Here is a 20,247-nt window from a genome sequence, read left to right on the forward strand (position 1 = left end):
ATAAAATAACCCAAAAGTAAAAGGCCTAGTATATGGTCAGAGAATTGTTCTCCTTTTTTACAGTAACCCTAGGGATATTCTTCTCAATTATCAATCCCCGCTTCCTCTACATACACTATCTACCAGCACTTCAATGCAAGGATTTTTTTTGACTTTTGTCGCTGTTGTTCATCTCTGTGTTGATAACCATAAGTTTTTTTAGGAGTAATTCCCATTTTTTTTTCAGGGGATCGCTCACATTCTACTGCCTGAGTTCCTCTCCCCAGTGACTATCATGCTTGCTGAAACTCTCGGAATTTTTCTAAGTCTTTGATTTTCAGCTTACATCCTTTCTGAAATTCTGTCAAAGCTTTACAGCCTCCTATTTCTTTTCTGCCCTTGAGCCATCCACCTAAAATATTTCTACTGATGCCAAAATTCCAGCTAACTTCGCTCTGGCTTTGGCCATTATTAAAAGCCTTGATCGTTTTTTGTTGCAAATCATGACTTAAGGATGCTAGCATCGGGTATCTGGTTATCTACTCTATTATTTTCTCTTCTATTCTACCTTAACCTTCTCATATCTTGCCTCGTAATGCTATATTAATCGTAAATAGTCTCATAATTGCTTACTAGCTAGTCTAATTAGTCGAGTTAATAATATCAAATCTTGGGTTGACAAATTAACTAAATATGTTCCAATTTTTGCAATGAATATGGAGTTAGCTAGGTTTGATTTTCAAAAGATTATTAATTCAGAAATTCAAGGCAAAAAATATCAAATTGGTGAGTTATTTGGATATGAAGTTAGGCAATAAGAAATTCAAAAAGTTTAATTATACTTACGTCTATTGTGGAACAAAAGAAGCCATATTTAATTGAAACAATTTTTATCTAAGGTCTCATGGTGATATTGATAGAGTATACAATTGAGTTCTAATTTGTGTGAAGTGTAATCAAGCTAAAAGTGCTAAATTATCTGCTCTTCTTTCTATTAAATAAACTATTATTCTTAACAATGACTGTGAGTAGATTAGGAAAGTTCTAAATTTTAAGGATAAAAGTAATTTATGATGCTGGTTGCTTTCTTCCTAACACTAAAAGTAATTTATAATTTTGGGTCTCCAGCAACTATTTATTGATGAATAAACCAATTAATATTTTTGAATATGAGTCTTTAGCACCAAAATATTTATCTCAAATGGCGCTAGATTATTATGCTAGTGGTGCATGGGATGAAGTTACTTTACGAGATAACCGTACTGCTTATGAAAAATATAAACTTCGACCTCGGATGTTAGTAGACGTTAGCCAGCGAAATTTAAGTACAAAAATTTTGGGGCAACTTATGAAAATGCCGATTTTAATTGCCCCTATGGCTTTTCAATGTTTGGCGCACCCAGAAGGAGAGTTAGCAACAGCAAGAGTAGCAGCAGATCATGGTATAACAATGGTATTAAGTACCATGTCAACAAAAAGTTTAGAAGATGTGGCATTAGCGACAAATGTCCCACAAAGTCTGTGGTTTCAACTCTATGTACATCGCGATCGGTTTCTGACTCGAACTTTAGTTGAAAGAGCTAAAGCAGCAGGTTATCAAGCACTATGTTTGACAGTTGATGCGCCAGTTTTAGGTGTTAGGGAACGAGACCGAAGAAATCAATTTACTCTACCATCTGGCCTGGAGTTAGCTAATTTAACATCAATGGCAAATTTAGAGATTCCTGAGACAGAAGAGGAGTCTGGGTTATTTGCTTATGTTGCTAATCAATTTGACCCAGCTCTTACCTGGCAAGATCTTGAGTGGTTACAGTCGTTAACGTCATTACCTGTAATAGTTAAAGGAATTTTACGGGGAGATGATGCTGTTCGAGCAGTTGAACATGGGGCCAAAGGAATTATTGTTTCTAATCATGGAGGTAGACAGTTGGATGGAGCGATCGCTACTATTGATGCTCTCCCAGAAGTAGTTGCAGCGGTAGGAAATAAAGTTGATGTGTTGATGGATGGTGGTATCCGTAGAGGTACAGATATTCTCAAAGCTTTAGCATTGGGAGCAAAAGCAGTTTTAATTGGGCGTCCGGTTTTGTGGGCCTTAGCGGTGAATGGAGAAACTGGGGTACATCATTTGTTGGAGCTATTACGTAATGAATTAGATGTGGCTATGGCTTTGAGTGGATGTGCTAAGGTAGAAAATATAAATCCTAGTTTGGTACGTTAATTCAGAAAGTAAAACTTATATAGAGATTTTTTTTGTTGATATAAGGACTAAAAAAATGAACAAATCTAAACTTGTTAATAATTCGAAAGTAAATGAAACTAGAAATACAGGTATAGCTTACCTTTTATGGTGTTCCTCTTTTTTGGGTATTTGTGGATTACATAGATTTTATTCAGGAAAATATTTCACAGGCCTTATTTGGTTTATAACTTTTGGTTTATTCGGAATAGGTCAAATTTTTGACTTATTTTTTATTCCTGGAATGGTAGAAGAGAAAAATCTTAAACTGCTGAAGAAACAGTTAGATTCTGGGGATGTATTTAATTACTTACCCCAGGAACAAATAGAAAAGATTTTAGACAAAAATCCTACCAAGTCAGACACACAAATTATTCTTGAATTAGCCAAAAAACATCCGGAAGGAATTTCAATAGCAGATTGTATAATTGCTACAAATAAAACAGTAGCAGAAATGAAAGATCTTTTAAAAAGCTTATATAAAGAGGGATTAGTAGAAATGGAAAATCACCCCGAAACAGGAGCAGTTATTTATAAAGTTTTTTAAAAAAAAAATATGTAATACTAAGGGTAAAAAAATAATCTTACAAATAATCGGGAAAATCAATAAATATCTAATAAGATTTATCTTTAATTAAAAAGGAATCTTTAAAATAATATCATAATATTTTAACTATTTATAGGCTTAAAAGCTAGTTAAAAGCTATATATAAAAGTCTTGTTCCTAACTAACTGAATAATACTTTAACTCAAAGAGAACGCTGATTAATAAGAGATAGAAGTATCGTGGGAGGGTAGCTTTGACTAAACTTTTGGTTAATAACTTATTCAGCCAAATAATTTTTAACTTGATGTCCTAGGTGACAAAGTTTGTGCCTACCAAAAATACTTAGTGAGTGATGGTAAGTAAAATTAATTAATATAGCATTCTAGCAGTTAGCTAAAAAATGCTGAGAACTAACTGCTGAGAACTAACTACTAATAACTAACTACTAATAACTAAATGCTTACCATCTAAATTTTTGAAAAATCTTTTTTCTTTTCTACCAATAAAGCTTTAGCTTTTGTCCGCATTTTAGCATGAGATACTACTCCTTCATAAGCATAACGATTATAACCATTATTAACAATTAATTCTTCTAAATAACGGACTCTTTCTGCTGTCTCTGGGTGAGTAGATAACCAAGCAAGAACACCCATATCTTCTTTCCCTTCATTAAGAGTAACCATCAGATTTCTTACCCCATCTGCAGCATAACCTGCTGATACTAAAATTCTGGTTCCTAATACATCTGCTTGACGTTCCATTTTTCGACTATAGTTAAGCACAATTAAATTACTAACTGTAGCCCCAGCATAAGGAACATATTGCACCACGCTATTAATTAAATTACCTTCAGACATTAACTTAAATCCATGGGATAATACAGTATGAGCTAGTTCATGAGCAAGTAAACCTGCTAATTCTGCTTCTGATTTAGTTTTAAATATTGCTCCTAAATTCAGAAATATTTGCCCCCCTGGTAAAGCAAAAGCATTGAGGTTTTCATCATTGACTATATAAAAATTATATTCAAATTCATTTCTACCTGTCATATCTGCAAGTTTTTTGCCCATGTTATTGACATATTTGATAATTTCTTCATCCTCAACTATAGGTAAATTTTTTTGAGCATAATTTGCTATGGTTTTGCCAATTCTTGATTCTCCTTGGAGCATCATTGCTGTTGTTTGAACTGCATTTATAGCCGCAAATGGATTACCAGTAATAGCTACACCTAATGCTCCAGTCACAACATTAGCAATTGTATTTCTTCTTAATCTTGATTTAAGCTGAGATTGAAATTTTTTTCTATAGGTTTCTGCTAATTGATTAAATTCATCAAATTGGGAATTTTGGGTGTTCATTAAAGCAAATTGTTGAGCAGATAAACTTGCTTCTAACCATTTTTTATCATCTGCTAGAGCAGTAATTGTTGCTTTAATTAATTCTGGTTCATTGGGATATAAACCTGTTGCTTGATGTAAGACTTCTAAGGCTAATTCTGTTTGTTCATCAGCTTTTAAATTTTCTGCTAGTTGAATATGGGCAGGAATAAATTCAGGATACTCTTTAACTAATAATTGTAAAGATATAAATGTCTGAGTTTCAATATTTTTGACTAAACCTTCCTGTGCTTGTCGCCAATATACTTGAGCAGTTATGGGTAATTCTGTAGGTTCATATACTGCTTGAGGACGATCAAGTTGGAGTTCAATATCTCCAGTAAATGGTTCTTTTACTTCTCGATAAAGTTTTTCTGCTGCTGCTTTTTCTCCTGCTAAATAAAGTCTGTCTGCTGCTGCTAATTTTTCCTCTTGTGTTTGAGGCTTAGAGTTAGTAGAAAAAATTTTTTTTGACTGAGAATTTTTCGGTTTTTTTTCTAGATTAGGGATTATACTTTCGGTTACTAAATGTGAATCAAGCCGGTAATAATCTATATGTATTGGGTTTTGTTTATTCACCCAATTTAGGGAAGCTAATTTTTTATTATCAGTATTTAACTGGAGGTAATATGACTGGGAATTTCTGGGTTTATTTTCTAGAAAATTGATCTCTGCTAAGGCTAAGTTTTGCTGGGCAAATATGCTGAGTATAATTGTGATATAATTTAGTAAGGGTTTCATAATTTTACATATTTTTTAAATTTTCAAAACATTTTTTTTGTTAAAAATATTATTAACTATTAAAAAACTAGTTGGATAATTGCTTTTTCTATACTTTATAACAACTGGAAGCCCTATAAATACCTTTATCCCAAATAATAATGCTCTGTTTGTTTTGGATATGTTTGATTAATTACGAAATAAAATTAATAGTCTTCTCTGTATTTATTTTTGGATAATCAAAGGGTGATAACAGTTTTTCTTCAATAATTAATTATACCATAATCAATCTGTTTTTTGAATCTATTTTTGAGATGAATATCAATTATAATATTTTTTTCTCCCTAAATATATCTACAAATATTTCCCAAAATTCAATAATACTTATCTAAAAAAAACTATTAATTGCTCTAAATATTGATATATAATTTTTATATTTTAGTCTATATTTACTTTTTTTTCATCCTATCAATATTATCCATTTCTCCTATATTTACATATTTTTTTTGTGTTTTACAAATACAGTGCTACTAATTTTTTAAATAGCTTTTAAAGCATATAATTAAGTCGTCACAATCTTAAATAAACTTACTCAAATTACTTTGCTAAAATTACTTTGCTAAAATTGCCTATAAATAGACTAAAAATTAATGATATTTTTCCAGCAAATAGGGAATAGATTTGGAGACAATAGGAATAAATGATCAATTATTTCTATAGAATAATTCATTTTCTTTTTTATTTTTGGAGATATCTATTCTAGTTAAAATAATCTCGCACAATCTTGATAATTCTCTCGGAGGCATGACCATCACCGAAAGGATTAATTGCCATTGCCATCTTTTTATATTTAGCATTATCACTCAATAATTCTTCAGCAACAGCCACAATATTACTAGAACTAGTCCCAACAATTTTAGCTGTTCCAGCTATTATTGCTTCTGGTCTTTCCGTTGTTTCTCGTAATACTAAAACAGGTTTACCTAAACTTGGAGCTTCTTCCTGTAAACCCCCAGAATCAGTTAGGATTAAATAACAATTTTTAATTGCCCCTACCAACTCACTATAATCAAAAGGTTCCTCTAAAAATATTCTTGGATGACTCCCTAAAATTGCTTTTAAAGGTTCCCTAACTGTGGGATTTTTATGCAGAGGTAAAACCAAAGCAGTATCAGGAAATTTATCTAAAATTTGCAGAAATGCTTGAGCAATTTCTTTTAAAGGTTCCCCCCAATTTTCTCGCCGATGAACTGTTGCTAATATTACCCTATATTTTAACCAATCTAAACCATCAATATGACATATAGCTTGAGATTTTGCTACCTTAAGTAAGGCATCAATTACCGTATTTCCTGTTTGATAAACTTTTCCTAATACTCCAGATTTTTGTAAATTTTCCACAGCTAAAGTTGTAGGAGCAAAATGCAATTGAGCTATCTGAGAAATTAAACGGCGGTTTACCTCTTCGGGATAGGGATTAAATAAATTATTAGTTCGTAAACCTGCCTCCAGATGACCGACAGGAATTTTTTGATAAAATGCAGCTAGGGCAGCAGCAAAAGTGGTACTAGTATCTCCTTGAACTAATACTAATTTGGGCTTTAACTGTAGGAATAATTCTTCTAGTCCTTGCAAACTTCGGCACATAATATCCGTCAATGTTTGTCTAGTTTGCATAATGGCTAAATCCTGGTTAGGATTAATATCAAATAATTTCATTACTTGGGCAACCATTTCTTTATGTTGACCAGTTAAAATTACCAGGGTTTTAAAATCAGGAGAGTTTTGAAAAAGTTGAATAACTGGTGCTAGTTTGATGGCTTCGGGGCGAGTTCCTAAGATAATTGCTATTTGGATCGGAATTTTTAGCATTTAAATTTAACTTTATATGTTTTGAGGCAATAATTATAATTATATAGTATTTTAGTCAAGTAGATATTCTATAACTAGAGAATATAGAGGTACTTATTACTGCAATTATCTCCCAAAAGTGAATCCTATATTTTATATTTCTGAAAGCTGAAAGCTAAGATTTAGTTGATTTATAATATTTTTATTATGAGTTTTTTTTTGCAGTTATAAAAAGTATAGCAATCCCATATTGGTCGCAACAGATATAATAGTAAGAATAACAGATCTAAGAAAAAGACAAAAAATGAATATTATAGATAAACTAAATGATTTTATTAATCAAACAAAAGAGTCTAAAGAAATTAAAAGGGCCTTGGCCGTAAAAATGACCTTGTCAGGAAAATCCTACCATGAAGTCAAAGAATTATTAAATGTTTCTCACAGTTTTATTAGTGAATGGAAAAACCAAGCATTATTTCATGGTGTAGAAAGTTTAAGGCTTCAGTATCAAGGGAGACAAGGTTACTTAAAAACGGTCGAAAAAGAGAAAACAATTGAGTGGTTGAGAGCACAAGATTATCTTAGGTTATCAGATTTAAAAAACTACTTACAGGAGCAATATGATGTGGTTTTTGAGTCTAATCAAAGTTACTATAACTTGTTTAAAGAAGCGGGCATAAGTTGGAAAAAAACTCAAAAAAAGAATCCTGCTAAAAATGATGAATTAGTAGAAGTTAAAAGAAAAGAAATAGAGGAATTTTTAGCTAAATGGCAACCAGAAATAGAAACTGGAAAGCTTACAGTGTTTATGATTGATGAATGTCATCTTCTATGGGGAGACATATTAGGTTATGCTTGGGGAAAAACAGATGAAAGAATAGAAATTGCAATTAAAAATGAAAAAGAAAGACAGACTTATTATGGAGCTTTAGACTATAAAACCAAGGAATTTCTTGTGCAAGAATATGAGAGTGGAAATACTAAAAATACTATTGAATTTATTAAATATTTGCAGAAGCAAAGACCGGGCAACAAATTGGCAATATTTTGGGATGGGGCAACTTACCATAACTCTCAAGAATTTCGAGAATATTTAATGACAATTAATCAATACTTATCAGAAGAAGAATTGTTGATAAATTGTACAAGATTTGCTCCCAATGCTCCGGAGCAAAATCCTGTTGAAGATATTTGGTTACAAACCAAAAATTTCAGTATTACTTTTTATCATCTTTGCAGTTCTTTTAAAGTAGTTAAGTGGCTATTTAAGTTTTTTGCGGATGGTCAAATATTCAATTTCCCAAAACTTTTTCAGTATGAAATTTTGCCGCAACCTACTTAGGATTGCTATATATACTAATAATAGTCTGTCAGGAAAAATATATGGGTTGTTAGCTGTGTAAAGTGTTATAATCAAAAGTATATAAAAATATATAATGATATTATAAAAAATCTCATATGTACCCAAATTAGGGACCATAAATAATTGTAATTTTCCATAATATATCATTTATATTCAAAATAATTTAGGCTTAGTAGATCAAGTCATAGAAGCAAACAATGATGAAGAATGCTGGGAAAAATATAGTCTAAAAATACCTGATTTAATTATAATAATTAAATTTGCTAACTTTGAGGTTTTAACTAAAGTTACTAAATGTCCTGTGTTTGAAGAATATATAGAGAGGGAATGGCAAAAAATGGTCAGGAAAAAAGTACTCATAGTTTTGGTTCTATGTGACGTTGACTATTTTAAGGACTACAACGATGCTTATGTTCCTCAAGTAAGATATAGCTGTCTCTAAATAATTGCTAATGTGATCTGATTAAAGCAGAACTCAAGAGAACAGAAGACTTAGTAGCACTTTACGTCAGGAAAAATTTATAATTTGTAATGGTATTGCCTCGAATAGATGCTCAATATGGATTTTTAATAGCAGAATTTATCTGTCAGATACTTTTAGGTTTAAAGTTATTTCATACTGGTTCTTAAATATCAGAATTTGTTACCATGAGTTTAGGTGTAGAAAGTACTATTCTTTTAAGATATTTTTCCTGGGAAAAATTGCTTAAAATAGCATCTGAAGCCCTCTATAAAATCCAGAGATAAGGACGTAATTATACGATTATTAAAACTTTTTGCACTACTAATTTTTCTAATTATATTATAGATGAAATTTATGGTTTATCGCTATATTTTATTTAATAAGCCTTATAATGTTTTGAGTCAGTTTACTGATAACCGTAATGTTAAGCATCGATCTTCTACTCTTAAAGAGTATATTTCAGTTGATTCAGTTTATCCAGTTGGCAGATTAGACCAAGATAGTGAAGGTCTTTTATTATTAACAAACCATGGACAGCTTCAATATCGACTAAGTGATCCTAAGTTTGCTCATCCTCGTACTTATTGGGTACAAGTAGAACGAATACCAGATACAATAGCATTAAAGCAACTACAAGAGGGTGTAATGATCAAAAATTATCAAACACGACCCGCAAAAGTTAAATTGTTATCTAACGAACCTCTGTTACCATCGCGCCATCCACCAATTCGATTTCGCAAAACTGTACCTACTGCATGGTTAGAAATCACTCTCACAGAAGGTCGAAATCGTCAAGTACGAAGGATGACAGCAGCAGTAGGTTTTCCTACACTTCGGTTAGTTAGGATAGCGATCGCTAATCTTCGTCTTGAGGGACTAAAACCTGGCGAGTGGCGAGACCTAAATTTAAGTGAAATTCAATCTCTCAAGAACTACCTCGGCTTAGGATAACAAATTGATTCTGGTTTCAATTGTGCTTGATGTTCACACTGAAAACCTTTCTGACACCATTGTGTCATATTTACCTGTGAGAGTTTGACCACATCTGTACATTTTGCTTCTATTACCTTACTTGCTAACGCCCACATTAAACTACGAATTACATCTACTGCTGTCTTGAGAGGAGATTCTTGATTTCCTGGTATACCTATTTCCTGAACAATATCAGTTTCTACCCAAATTCCATGAGTACCCAAAATAATTTGTGCCAACCACTTTGCCCTGGGCAAATGACTAGGAGATGTCACCAGTTTAATATGTTGTACTCCCCATTCTTCTAAAATTGGCATAGTAAAAAAGAAATTACTAAAAGTAGATTTAGCGCAATGTTCTAACCAAACTCCATCTAAAGGAACATTTTCCCGTTGAAATAATTTCACAATACAGGGGTCTTTAGAACCAGCAGAAATGAGTATAGGTATATGAGGATATTGTTTAGCCACTTGAGTAATATAAATTTCCCGTTTAATACTACCACCCAAAACTAAGTAAGCATCAACGGGAGCTTTGGCTGCTGAGTTTAGGGAAATAGTATTCCCTACTATGCAAACTAACGTGTAAGAAGCTATGGACAAAAGTATCAGCAGCAGTATGTTTTTAGTTTTCTTGTGCACGACAAATGATTTGACTTTCTCTCATATAAATTGTAGTCATTTCAAATTTTGAATAAAACACTTTTTGACCTGAAACTTTTTTACAAAAATAAAGCTTTGTCTCAGTTTAAACTGAAATGACTATATTTGAAATTCTATCATGTCAAGCAGGTTAAGTTCTTTGGGGCTTACTTAAAATTAAGCTACCAGATCTGATTTTAATATTTTCCTCTAATCTGAAGATTCTGGCAAGAGAAAAAGCTTTTCTCCATTTTCACTCATTTCCACTTTCCCACCAAGTTCGATAATTTCTTGTTGAGCGCGCTCTTTTACCCTTGAGTCTTGTGTTTGATAATATACCCATAACCAGGCGTTGAACTTGATTAATTTACTATCTGGATCTGTCTTGAGAAATTCTGCTGTGTTTTTAAACAGAGAGCTTAATTCTTGGTATGATGTATTCTCAGTCCATTTTGCTGCCATTTCGTGAGAACGAATTGCCCCTGGAATATCACCTACTAATAATAATTGATCGATCCCTTTTAATCTCCATACTTGCCAAGCTTCCGGATCTATTTGTGGGGAAAGTGCATCGGTGCCACGGGTCATATATTCTACAGCTACTTTGGGTTTACCTTGATATATAGATAAAGAGTTGGAAAGGAATAGGTATATATCAACCCATTTGGGATCTAAATGGGTGATGATATCAAAATAATCTTCGCTTAAGGAATAACCTGTTTGATTTCTGGCTACCTCATCCCCGAAATATTGGATGAACTGGAGGAATGCCCAATCTGCAATTAAATTATCAAACCCAAAAGTGGGAGATGTTTTCAATAGCTTAAGCTGAAACTGCAAAGCTTCTTTTTGTTCGGCTAAGGCTGCATCTGTTGAGTCTAAAATAATTTTTTCTTTTAAGGGTGAACCTTCTGGTGGCCAGAGTACTTGCAAGCTGATCGTACCTGTTAAAGCTATGATAGAAATTGCTAGATTTACTAATGAACCTAGCCAATTTAGGGTTTTGGCTTTGGTTTTGATCATTTCTCAAATTTTCCTGTTAATAAAATTAATTATTAAAATTTTTGAGCCCAAAATTAGGTAAATTTTATACCCTGACAAATATCATACGTCTAAATATTTGATATTTTCCATTTTTTCTAAATTATTTACTAATTTTTTTGACTCCGGATGAGCCATCAGTAGGATAATTTTTTAACGTGGATGCCTTCTAAGTCATGCAGTGTAAGATTTTCCGATTTTAACCATAATTCTCAAAGCTGTTAATTTAGTTTTTTCTTAAGGAGGCTAGCTGTTTGTGTTTTTGGCTGTCACTGACATGACATGCTATTTAATATTAATGCCTAGAATCCTCTATATACCTATTCTCCTATCGAAATGCTAAAAACTGATAGCTAGTTAAGTATTTGCTTTGAAAACTCTGGTATAATTAAATAGGTTAGGTTAAGTATTTTTACAATTACTTTTGATATTTTGAGTTTGTTAGCTAAAATATTTATTTGTTAAGAGCTCAATTTTTGGCATTGATCATTAATTTTTTAATTCTAGGTACTATAGTGGTTTCAAATAAAAATAATACGGCCAAAATTGTGATATAAAAGAATTGTATTTATCATTTTATAATGATAAGTGTATCAATCTTAACTGAAATGACCATACAATTTTGCAGATACTGAATTTTCTAGGGACTTACAGATATAATGGTTTATATTCTAATATAGATTTACTGTAAAGTATCATAAGCTTAGTCGAAAAGTCAACTAAATATCTAATTACCAATAAAAATCAATGAACATAGCTTCAATACACTCTCTTTTTAAAAATATTTTATATAGTGGAGCGATCGCCACAACAGCAGCTATATCTTTATTGGCCCCTAGCTTAAGTAAACCTGCTGAAGCAAATTTAGAAAATAGCCCCAAAGTAGTTTTGGACGAAGCATGGCAAATTGTCAACCGCGAGTATGTTGATGGTAGTTTTAATCATACAGACTGGAAAGCTACTCGCAAAAGTTTATTAGAGAAAAACTATACTTCCCAGGAAAAAGCTTACGAGGCATTAAGGCAAGCTCTAGACCAACTCAATGATCCTTATACTCGTTTTTTAGACCCAGAACAGTTTAAAGCTCTAACGAGTCAAACATCAGGAGAAATGTCTGGAGTGGGAATGCAACTGAAGCAAGAAGAACTTACCAAGACGATCGTTGTAGTAGACGTTGTGGAAAATTCTCCAGCGATGAAGGGAGGTTTATTACCAGGAGATCAAATTCAAGAAATTGATGGTAAATCTACTTCTGATTTAAGTGTATCGGCAGCGGCTAAACTGATTCGAGGTGATGTGGGTACAAAGGTAATGCTAGGAGTTATTCGCCCTGGAGATAGGGAATTTGAGGTGACTTTGACAAGGGCAAGAATTGAATTACAGGCAGTTCGTTACGATCTCAAGCAGGAAAAAAATCAACGTATTGGGTATATCCGTTTACAAGAATTTAGCGCCCATGCTGGAGAACAGATGCAAAGAGCAATAGAGAAATTGAATAATCAAAATCCTGATGGTTATGTTTTAGACTTACGGGGCAACCCAGGGGGTTTATTGCGTATTAGTATAGATATTGCTAGGATGTGGATGGATAAAGGTGCTATTGTCAGCACTGTAGACCGAGATGGTGACAGACAAGAAGTGTTGGCAGACCGTTCTGCTTTGACTGATAAACCAATAGTGGTTTTAGTAGATGGTGACTCGGCAAGTGCTAGTGAAATTCTGGCAGGAGCGCTCAAAGATAATGGTCGTGCTACAATTATAGGGGATCAGACTTTTGGGAAAGCTTTGGTACAGTCGGTGCATTCGTTATCAGATGGTTCTGGTTTGGCTGTAACTATTGCTCACTACTATACTCCGAAAGGAACTGATATTAGTAAAAAAGGTGTGACTCCTGATGTGGTTCTTAATTTGACGGACTCTCAAAAACGACGCTTATATCGGCGTCCAGAAGCGATCGCGACTAGTTCTGACCCCTATTATGCTCGAGCTATTAATCTTTTGAGAAATGAAGTATTGTTAAGTCCATTGATCTTAGGGGAACAAGAAAATTAAATTAATAAGTGTTGATTTGATTTAAGGTTCTCCAGGTGCTCGCTGATCCAGGTTTAATTTTTACGCAACTGCAAAACTAAGTGAACTAATTCCGGTAGGATTAAGTTTTTTATAGCTAGCTTAACTGCATTAGTAGAACCTGGAAGTGAAAATACTAATTTACTTTGATAAACACCAGCAACAGCACGAGAAGCGATCGCCCGGGAACCAATTTCTTGATAACTCAACCACCGAAATAATTCCCCAAAACCAGGTAAAGTTTTTTCTAGTAAATGTTCAATAGCATCATAAGTAGTATCTCTGGGAGCTATTCCTGTTCCGCCGTTAAAAATTACAGCATCTATATCATCTCGTTGACATAGAGCTTCCATTTGTGCGACTACTGCCAATTTTTCATCTTTGATAATCAGATATTCTGTTATAGAATGACCAGAACTTCTCAGAATTTCCTGAAGTAACTGACCACTTTTATCTGTTTCTCCTGTGCGGGTGTCACTAACAGTAATTACAGCACAACCCAAGGAAATATTCTCAGGATCAGGATGAGGAATTTGTTTATTCATTCAAATAACCTAATCTGGTAAAGAGTTAATTTAGTCAAGTATATATTGTCAAAGACCCCTTTATAGTTTTGAGAACTTAACGGTGAGTTATTTGTTCTCTGCTTTGCAAAAGTCTATAGAAGTAGCTAGATATTCCCAGGCTCAAAATTGCTCAAAATTTGCTAGCCTGGGGAACTTATCAAGCCTTAGCCTTTTTAAATCCTAAGTCATGCTCTTTAGCATAACTCTCCATAAAGCGCATAAAACGCTCCCATTCTTGCTTAGTCTTCATAACATAAAGTCCCTCAAGGAATTTAGGCTGACCATTAACAAATCTGGCCTTAACGTCACGACTAGTTATTTGGCCTTCTTCATCAATCATATACATCCCTGTAATTTCTTGAGTAACATCTTGGCCTAAAGCCTTGGGATCTTCAAAAATCAATGTAGCTGTTCCCTGGTTACCACTACGAGAACGAGTTAGACGCACTTCTGGTGTTACTTCTTCATCTATTCCTTGAATAAACTGAATTGTAGTCAACTTTTTGTCAATTGTAGTCATTAGTATTTTTGTAATCCTTAACAAATCATTAAAATATTATTATAAACAGAAAAACTCTCTTCTATAACCCTAGATTTACAAGAACCTCTACTTTTAATTTAGGGCAAGGAAATACTGGCAGAGGCAAATAAGTAGATCAACTCTCAAATAATTGCCAAATAAATTTTCTACATAACCCGCAGAAGAACCACCATGAATAGAATTAACTCTTAAAGATTTTCTATCTTTAGATAAATCATACCTAAAAGATTGAATCACAGAAAATAAAATCTTATACTTTCTTGTGCTAGAGATGTAGCTAGAAACTTGAACATCAAATTTTTTCAAAGCTTCAATACTCTTAGATACAGTAGGGTGAGTAGTATCAAGTTCAGCAGTTAGTGTTTGTTCCAAAACTTTTATCATCCTTATACAACCTTCTGACTCAAAGCCTGCCTTTGCTGAATATAAATATCTTATCTCATCATCTTCAAATTCTCTGTTAGGACTTTCTTCAGCCAAGGTTTGTCCCAACTCTTCATTTTTTTTTAGGCAAGAATTTCATCTATTCTTTTTTTTGATTTGCCTTTAACTGTTGATGACTAGCACGACCCAATATAGAATCACTAATTGCCCCTACTCTGTCGCCAAATATTCTTGCTACACCACCTTCAACAGACAGGCCAGTTGCCCCTGCTTGAGTATCCTACTTTTGTGCCAAAACTTCTTGTTCAGCTTCTTGTTTAATTTTTTCAATTAAGCCTGCTTTTTCCACAGGAGGCAAAGCTATGTACTTTTCAGTATGATGTGCTATTTAATGGCCAACCAGACAAGCTACTGTAGGAGATGCTTTTGCAACTTGCTCTAAAATACCATTGTATAGAGGAATAAGGTTAACATATTTTGGCAAAAGCTAATGTCGTATTCTGGAATAATTTAGTATCTCCCAAGGTTTTTCATCTCGTTTATTGGCCATGACAGAGTCTGGGATTTGATACAGTGCATAGAAGTCTTTAGATAGCTCTTCTTTGGCCTATTGGTATATATTTTTTGGTTGTTTGGTCTCAGTTGTTTGTTTTGTTGGGGTATAATTCTCCGATGATATGGGAGATGTGGGGTTAGCTTGAAATGATGTTGATGGGTAGATAGAAAAAGTGTGATTGCTGTTAGTGTACTTAGTATAGTTTTGATTTTTAAAATACAGCACTTTCTATTATTATCAGCTACAGCTACAGGGGAAAGATACCTAAACTACATGATTTTCACTATTTACTGTGTACATCATTTGCTCCTTATTTGCTGTATATTTAGATTCAAAGTTAAACTAATTTTTTTTTCTGCAAGTAATAGGTTAAAAGTACAAAAAGATAGGGTTGCTAATATTTAATGTTAGATATTAGTTTTTCTCAATTTTTTATTACATCCTATTCACTCTATTTTTTCAATTTTTTATTGATTTGGTAATTGGGTATTTCCAATTTAAAGTGTTTTTTTTAAGGGGTATACAGTTATAATGATTGAAGTTGAAAATTTAAGCAAAATGTATGGTTCAAACTCAGCACTGAAGGAAGTATCTTTTATGGTACAACAGGGAGAAATACTGGGATTTTTAGGTCCTAATGGTGCAGGTAAAACTACAACAATGCGAATCTTAGCTGGATATTTGCCGGCTACAAGTGGCACAGCTAAAATTGCTGGTTATGATGTTCATGAAAATTCGATGGCAGTACGACAATTGATTGGTTATTTGCCAGAAATACCACCTTTATATCCAGAAATGACGGTGGAAGGATTTTTATTTTTTGTAACTAGAATTAAGCGAGTTCCTGCGGGGGAACGCTCTTCTAAAGTGAACTTAGCTATACAAAGATGTGGCTTATTAAATAAGCGTAAAGAATTGATTAGAAAACTATCGAAAGGATATAAACAAAGGGTTGGTATTGCTCAAGCTTTGGTGCATGATCCCCAAGTAATTATATTAGATGAACCTACTGTTGGTCTTGACCCTAGACAAATTATTGAAGTCAGAAATTTAATTAAAAGTTTGGCTGAAGAGCATACAATTATTTTATCTACTCATATTTTACCGGAAGTTAGTATGACTTGTAATCGAGTTGCAATTATTAATCAGGGTGAAATTGTAGCTACGGGTAGTCCCGAAGAAATGAGTAATAAGTTAGCAAGTGGGTGGGGGTATGAAGTGGAAATTGAGGGAGAAACTGAGGATATAGAAACAGGATTAAAGTTATTAGCTGAAGTTCCGGGAATTCAATCTATAGAAAAAATTAAGTCAGATCATGAAAGCCGCCTTAGATTACAAATAAAATCTCAACCGAAAATGGAACCAGGAAAAGAAATTTCTAATACTATAGTTACTGCTGGTTTAGGTTTATGTGAACTACGACGAACTAGTGCTAGTTTAGAAGATGTTTTCTTGGGTTTAACTACAGGTGAAGTTCCTATAAATTCTATGGTTGAAATATCTACAAGTTCTGTCATAGATGAGGAAAAATCTGAGGAAAATATTGATTTAAGAAAGAATAAAAATAAATTACCTGACCCTTGGCAAGATGAAACTGAAATAAATACTAAATAGGGTTTCTTCTTTTTATCTTTTTGAGGAGTAAATTAAAGTACTTACCCCTAATATTGATGGTGACGAGGGAGTAAGTAGGGATGTTACATAAAACATCTCCACAAAAGCTATAAATAGGGTTTGCTGAAAAGTATTATGAGTGAGGTTATAACTCATAACTCAGTGGTTATCACTCAGGATAAATGGGAATTAATTAGGAGGTAATTGGATATATTTACACTTTAATTTTTTGGCAATTATTCTTCCAAAAAGGTTTAATTTGTAAGCTTTTATATCTAAAAAATCAGCATTTTTTTTGACCTAAAAAGCTATTAAATTTTATCTATAAATTGTTTAATATTTAATCAGCAAGCCCTAAATATAATATTTCATTAAAGTTAAAAATTAACTATTTATTACCTTCTATAAAGGGAGGAATTGAGGTTTTATATACTCAAAAATGTGAGAGCTTTAGTGATTTTAAGAAACTATTTTCAACATGTTTAAATGAATTTTTATAAGTATGAACAAAATTGAGGCGATCGCTCTGTAGGTCGAACATATTATCTATTAATCTATTAATCTATTAATCTATTAATCTATTAATTTATTAATTTATTAATTTATTAATTTATTAATTAAGACTGTACCTAACTGAGATGAAATTTACACTAAAATAAGCAGAGACAATATTCAAAAATTTACCATAGAATCAAAAACCTTATCAGAAGGTTTCATAAAAGGTTACTACTGTGGTCTAATTAAGTGAAAACTGCTATAAATAAACGTAACTAAGGAAGGAAGTAAATTAATGCTAATAATAATCAGCAACATTATCGCAATTTACAGAAAAGAATTACAAGGATATTTTGCCTCACCATTAGCTTATACAATTACAGGAATATTTTGGCTATTGGGAGGATACTTTTTAGTAGCTATTTTATTAGGACCAGATGGAATTATTCAACAAATTGCTACTAGAGACCAACTAGGAATTACAGAACCGCCAGTCGATGCACCCTACGAATTTTTGAAGGCTTATCTGGGTATTATGGGTTCTCTTTCTTTATTTTTATTGCCTATGTTATCTATGAGTTTATATGCGGAAGAAAGAAAACGAGGCACTTTAGAATTATTAGCAACTTCACCTTTAACTAACTGGACAGTGGCAACAGGAAAATTATTAGCTGTATTAACATTTTATATTTCTATGGTATTGCCATTGTTGGGTTTGGAGGCTATTGCTCTTAATGCAGCAAAGCCACCTATTTCACCACTTTTATTATTGTCAGGACATGGGGGTTTAATATTACTAGCTGCGGCGGTATTATCATTAGGAATGTTTGTTTCTTCTTTAACAGATAGTGCTATTTTATCTGCCATTCTGACATTTGCTTTGGTATTATTTCTCTGGGTAATTGATGTGGTAGCTAATGCTGTTAGTGGTCCTTTTGCACAGGCATTAAAACATTTATCTATGCTGACACATTACACTAATATTATTCAGGGACTTGTAGATACTGGCAGTATAATTATGTTGTTGAGTTATGTTGTTTTGGGAGTATTTTTAACTGCTCAATCAATTGATGCTTTAAGGTTCCAACGTTCTTAATATTCAGGAAGAATACGGAAGTTAAAGGGAAAAAATTAGAGGCAAAAAAAAGGTTCATAAGAGAGAAGTTTTTTTTATGACTATAGGGTTGAAAATTTTGCCTGCTATTACTGTATCTGAATCAGGTAAAATTCTCTATTTCCTATTCTAATTCCTATCTTTAATATACTCAGTAGGGATGTTGTATGCCAAATTTATACTATTCCTTAAAATTATGAATATATATATTTTATAGAGTAGGAAACTGCTGTATTTTTAGTTTGCTTGTTAAACTCTTTTGTATTGAAATAACTTATTGTTGTATAACTCGTTCAAAGAAAAATCCTGATAACTTCTGACTTCTGATTTTAAGTTGCTAAGGGTGTATCTTAAATGCGTATTAGCTGATTCTATGATTCATAATTAGGCAAATAAAATATAACAGTATTACTATTATTTTGATATTTATTGTTGGTTACCCTTCCGGTTTCTTTGAAGACCAAATTTATCAATTTTTTTTCATCTAATAGAAACTATTTTTTCTCCTCATTTTTTTTCATCCATTTTTTTTAATTATACAGACTTGGAAGTAACTTATAGTATTCTATTTTGTTTTGTGTAAACAGTTTAGGGTCAATCTCCATCTTGTCAATTGTTTCTAATAATTTATTCAAAAAATCTGTTCCTGTTCTTTGTATCTGTAAAGTTATTCTTTTAGACTTAGGAATAATTTCAATTTTGGTAATACTTTTTCTGAGTTTAACAAATTCCATAGTTGTTAATTAGTTGATTTTTGCCAACCCCAGATTTCAGTGATGTACTCTGTCAGTTCTCGACTAATTAACTCAAGAGGAGTTTTATTGCTTAAATCTAATTTGTCTTGTTCATTTACCCATTGAATAAACTTGCCTACATATTTCTGGTAAGCACCTGTTAGATTTTCTCGCATTTTTCCCAATGTTTCACGAGTCAGTAAATATCAAACTTGACTCTCCATAAATTCTGTTTCTACTTTTTTACTTTCCGGGTAATTATCTAATAATTGGAGCCATGTTTCTAGCCTCTCAATAAGAAAGTATTTTTCTATAATTTTATCCATAAAAATAGTTCGTTTTATATCGTCTTTGTCAAGAATATTTGAAAGTTATTGCCAACTCATCCAGGCACTAGAATTACTATCTATAACTAACTTACTTAATATTGACGATAATTCAACTTTTTCTGGGGAATTATCTGGTTTTGCTAGAGATTTATCTGGAGAATTTTGCCGGCTAATATCTGGAACGTACCTTGAAGTTAAATATGATTCTAGTGTATCTGAATATTCGTCTGTAAATTTGTCTGAAGACTTATCTTGAAAATATTGGGAATTAAACTGTTTATAAAATTTATCTGGAGACTCATCTGTCAATTTATCTCGATATCTATCTTGAAAATATTGGGAATTAAAAAAATTATCAGCTTCCATAAAATCACATAGTTTAAATTTCACTTTTTCTTCTGGAAAACTAATACTCTTTTCTATTGCAGATTCCAATAGTGGCAAACTTTTTTCATAAGTTAGTGAGTGAGATTTTAGAGAAGTAAGATAAAGCTCACTAGTTTTAGAATTGCTAATTTTTAAATTATTACTAATCTCAGGAATATGGAAAATACTTTTCTTTTTTTGCCATAAATATCAAGTCAAAGAATTGATTGTCTCAATAAAATTTTTATGCCAATTTTACTTGAAATTACTTAGCTCAAAATTT

19 protein-coding genes and 1 pseudogene are annotated in these 20,247 nt (G+C 32.5%); 9 read left to right on the forward strand and 11 right to left on the reverse strand.

Annotated features, from left to right (window positions below):
- Positions 1-272: 272 nt before the first annotated feature.
- On the reverse strand, positions 273-503 hold the full coding sequence (locus tag TERY_RS11440) for a hypothetical protein (RefSeq protein WP_011611982.1): 231 nt from the start codon (positions 501-503) through the stop codon (positions 273-275).
- A gap of 117 nt (positions 504-620) precedes the next feature.
- Here TERY_RS11440 and TERY_RS27855 point away from each other — a divergent pair.
- The 3 genes and pseudogenes from TERY_RS27855 to TERY_RS11450 form a co-directional block, all read left to right on the forward strand.
- Positions 621-797 (forward strand): annotated as a pseudogene (locus TERY_RS27855) (RRXRR domain-containing protein); the annotation flags it as partial.
- 323 nt (positions 798-1,120) lie between these two features.
- Positions 1,121-2,200, forward strand: a complete 1,080-nt coding sequence (locus TERY_RS11445) for an alpha-hydroxy-acid oxidizing protein (RefSeq protein WP_011611983.1) — start codon at positions 1,121-1,123, stop codon at positions 2,198-2,200.
- A gap of 55 nt (positions 2,201-2,255) precedes the next feature.
- The gene (locus tag TERY_RS11450) at positions 2,256-2,765 is read left to right on the forward strand and encodes an NINE protein (RefSeq protein WP_011611984.1); all 510 of its coding nucleotides are present in this window, start codon (positions 2,256-2,258) and stop codon (positions 2,763-2,765) included.
- Between the two features lie 467 nt (positions 2,766-3,232).
- Here TERY_RS11450 and TERY_RS11455 read toward each other — a convergent pair whose 3' ends face one another.
- A complete protein-coding gene (locus tag TERY_RS11455) occupies positions 3,233-4,885 on the reverse strand; it encodes a M48 family metalloprotease (RefSeq protein ID WP_011611985.1) in 1,653 nt (550 codons plus the stop codon).
- 738 nt (positions 4,886-5,623) lie between these two features.
- Positions 5,624-6,736: a non-hydrolyzing UDP-N-acetylglucosamine 2-epimerase gene (wecB, locus tag TERY_RS11460; protein ID WP_011611986.1), complete on the reverse strand. Its 1,113-nt coding sequence runs from the start codon at positions 6,734-6,736 to the stop codon at positions 5,624-5,626.
- Between the two features lie 283 nt (positions 6,737-7,019).
- On the opposite strand from wecB, the gene TERY_RS11465 reads away from it, so the two are divergent.
- The 3 genes from TERY_RS11465 (at position 7,020) to TERY_RS11470 (ending at position 9,492) form a co-directional block, all read left to right on the forward strand.
- Positions 7,020-8,057, forward strand: coding sequence for an IS630 family transposase (locus TERY_RS11465; protein ID WP_011610086.1), 1,038 nt, complete (start codon positions 7,020-7,022; stop codon positions 8,055-8,057).
- Between the two features lie 274 nt (positions 8,058-8,331).
- Positions 8,332-8,520 (forward strand): diguanylate cyclase domain-containing protein, encoded by a 189-nt coding sequence (locus TERY_RS34985; protein WP_370497202.1) that lies wholly within the window; start codon positions 8,332-8,334, stop codon positions 8,518-8,520.
- A 375-nt stretch (positions 8,521-8,895) separates the two neighbouring features.
- Entirely contained in the window at positions 8,896-9,492 is a 597-nt protein-coding gene (locus TERY_RS11470; RefSeq protein ID WP_044137444.1) for a pseudouridine synthase, read from the forward strand.
- Here the strand turns inward: TERY_RS11470 and TERY_RS11475 are convergent.
- Both TERY_RS11475 and TERY_RS11480 read right to left on the reverse strand, forming a co-directional pair.
- Positions 9,474-10,115, reverse strand: a complete 642-nt coding sequence (locus TERY_RS11475; protein WP_370497090.1) for a YdcF family protein — start codon at positions 10,113-10,115, stop codon at positions 9,474-9,476. The two genes, TERY_RS11470 and TERY_RS11475, sit on opposite strands and share 19 nt — an antisense overlap.
- Positions 10,116-10,364: 249 nt before the next feature.
- A complete protein-coding gene (locus TERY_RS11480; protein WP_011611989.1) occupies positions 10,365-11,177 on the reverse strand; it encodes a hypothetical protein in 813 nt (270 codons plus the stop codon).
- Between the two features lie 765 nt (positions 11,178-11,942).
- On the opposite strand from TERY_RS11480, the gene ctpB reads away from it, so the two are divergent.
- Positions 11,943-13,247, forward strand: coding sequence for a carboxyl-terminal processing protease CtpB (gene ctpB, locus TERY_RS11485; RefSeq protein ID WP_011611990.1), 1,305 nt, complete (start codon positions 11,943-11,945; stop codon positions 13,245-13,247).
- 53 nt (positions 13,248-13,300) lie between these two features.
- Here ctpB and TERY_RS11490 read toward each other — a convergent pair whose 3' ends face one another.
- From TERY_RS11490 to TERY_RS11500, 3 genes are all read right to left on the reverse strand, one after another.
- A complete protein-coding gene (locus tag TERY_RS11490; protein WP_011611991.1) occupies positions 13,301-13,810 on the reverse strand; it encodes a molybdenum cofactor synthesis domain-containing protein in 510 nt (169 codons plus the stop codon).
- A 178-nt stretch (positions 13,811-13,988) separates the two neighbouring features.
- Positions 13,989-14,330 (reverse strand): photosystem II reaction center protein Psb28, encoded by a 342-nt coding sequence (gene psb28, locus TERY_RS11495; RefSeq protein ID WP_155994681.1) that lies wholly within the window; start codon positions 14,328-14,330, stop codon positions 13,989-13,991.
- A 114-nt stretch (positions 14,331-14,444) separates the two neighbouring features.
- Positions 14,445-14,852, reverse strand: coding sequence for a hypothetical protein (locus tag TERY_RS11500; protein ID WP_011611993.1), 408 nt, complete (start codon positions 14,850-14,852; stop codon positions 14,445-14,447).
- A gap of 991 nt (positions 14,853-15,843) precedes the next feature.
- Between TERY_RS11500 and TERY_RS11505 the strand changes: the two genes are divergently transcribed.
- Both TERY_RS11505 and TERY_RS11510 read left to right on the forward strand, forming a co-directional pair.
- On the forward strand, positions 15,844-16,926 hold the full coding sequence (locus tag TERY_RS11505) for an ATP-binding cassette domain-containing protein (RefSeq protein WP_011611994.1): 1,083 nt from the start codon (positions 15,844-15,846) through the stop codon (positions 16,924-16,926).
- A 790-nt stretch (positions 16,927-17,716) separates the two neighbouring features.
- Positions 17,717-18,517 carry an ABC transporter permease gene (locus TERY_RS11510; protein WP_011611995.1) on the forward strand — a complete coding sequence of 267 codons (801 nt, stop codon included), beginning with the start codon at positions 17,717-17,719 and terminating at the stop codon, positions 18,515-18,517.
- Between the two features lie 548 nt (positions 18,518-19,065).
- On the opposite strand, the gene TERY_RS11515 is transcribed toward TERY_RS11510, so the two are convergent.
- From TERY_RS11515 to TERY_RS11520, 3 genes are all read right to left on the reverse strand, one after another.
- Entirely contained in the window at positions 19,066-19,269 is a 204-nt protein-coding gene (locus tag TERY_RS11515; RefSeq protein ID WP_044136745.1) for a hypothetical protein, read from the reverse strand.
- A 5-nt stretch (positions 19,270-19,274) separates the two neighbouring features.
- Positions 19,275-19,445, reverse strand: coding sequence for a hypothetical protein (locus tag TERY_RS32905; RefSeq protein ID WP_155994399.1), 171 nt, complete (start codon positions 19,443-19,445; stop codon positions 19,275-19,277).
- A 195-nt stretch (positions 19,446-19,640) separates the two neighbouring features.
- On the reverse strand, positions 19,641-20,042 hold the full coding sequence (locus TERY_RS11520) for a hypothetical protein (protein WP_044136746.1): 402 nt from the start codon (positions 20,040-20,042) through the stop codon (positions 19,641-19,643).
- Between the last annotated feature and the right edge of the window lie 205 nt (positions 20,043-20,247).

Source organism: Trichodesmium erythraeum IMS101 (genome assembly GCF_000014265.1).
In the GTDB taxonomy this organism is placed as follows: Bacteria; Cyanobacteriota; Cyanobacteriia; order Cyanobacteriales; family Microcoleaceae; genus Trichodesmium; species Trichodesmium erythraeum.

Bases quoted from the DNA above. Each gene is read 5' to 3' on its own strand.
- TERY_RS11465 (WP_011610086.1), top strand. From the start codon at position 7,020: ATGAATATTATAGATAAACTAAATGATTTTATTAATCAAACAAAAGAG.
- TERY_RS11510 (WP_011611995.1), top strand. From the start codon at position 17,717: ATGCTAATAATAATCAGCAACATTATCGCAATTTACAGAAAAGAATTA.
- TERY_RS11505 (WP_011611994.1), top strand. From the start codon at position 15,844: ATGATTGAAGTTGAAAATTTAAGCAAAATGTATGGTTCAAACTCAGCA.
- TERY_RS11440 (WP_011611982.1), bottom strand. From the start codon at position 503: ATGCTAGCATCCTTAAGTCATGATTTGCAACAAAAAACGATCAAGGCT.
- TERY_RS11515 (WP_044136745.1), bottom strand. From the start codon at position 19,269: ATGGAATTTGTTAAACTCAGAAAAAGTATTACCAAAATTGAAATTATT.
- TERY_RS11450 (WP_011611984.1), top strand. From the start codon at position 2,256: ATGAACAAATCTAAACTTGTTAATAATTCGAAAGTAAATGAAACTAGA.
- TERY_RS32905 (WP_155994399.1), bottom strand. From the start codon at position 19,445: ATGCGAGAAAATCTAACAGGTGCTTACCAGAAATATGTAGGCAAGTTT.
- TERY_RS11490 (WP_011611991.1), bottom strand. From the start codon at position 13,810: ATGAATAAACAAATTCCTCATCCTGATCCTGAGAATATTTCCTTGGGT.
- TERY_RS11480 (WP_011611989.1), bottom strand. From the start codon at position 11,177: ATGATCAAAACCAAAGCCAAAACCCTAAATTGGCTAGGTTCATTAGTA.
- wecB (WP_011611986.1), bottom strand. From the start codon at position 6,736: ATGCTAAAAATTCCGATCCAAATAGCAATTATCTTAGGAACTCGCCCC.
- ctpB (WP_011611990.1), top strand. From the start codon at position 11,943: ATGAACATAGCTTCAATACACTCTCTTTTTAAAAATATTTTATATAGT.
- TERY_RS11445 (WP_011611983.1), top strand. From the start codon at position 1,121: ATGAATAAACCAATTAATATTTTTGAATATGAGTCTTTAGCACCAAAA.
- TERY_RS11455 (WP_011611985.1), bottom strand. From the start codon at position 4,885: ATGAAACCCTTACTAAATTATATCACAATTATACTCAGCATATTTGCC.
- TERY_RS11470 (WP_044137444.1), top strand. From the start codon at position 8,896: ATGGTTTATCGCTATATTTTATTTAATAAGCCTTATAATGTTTTGAGT.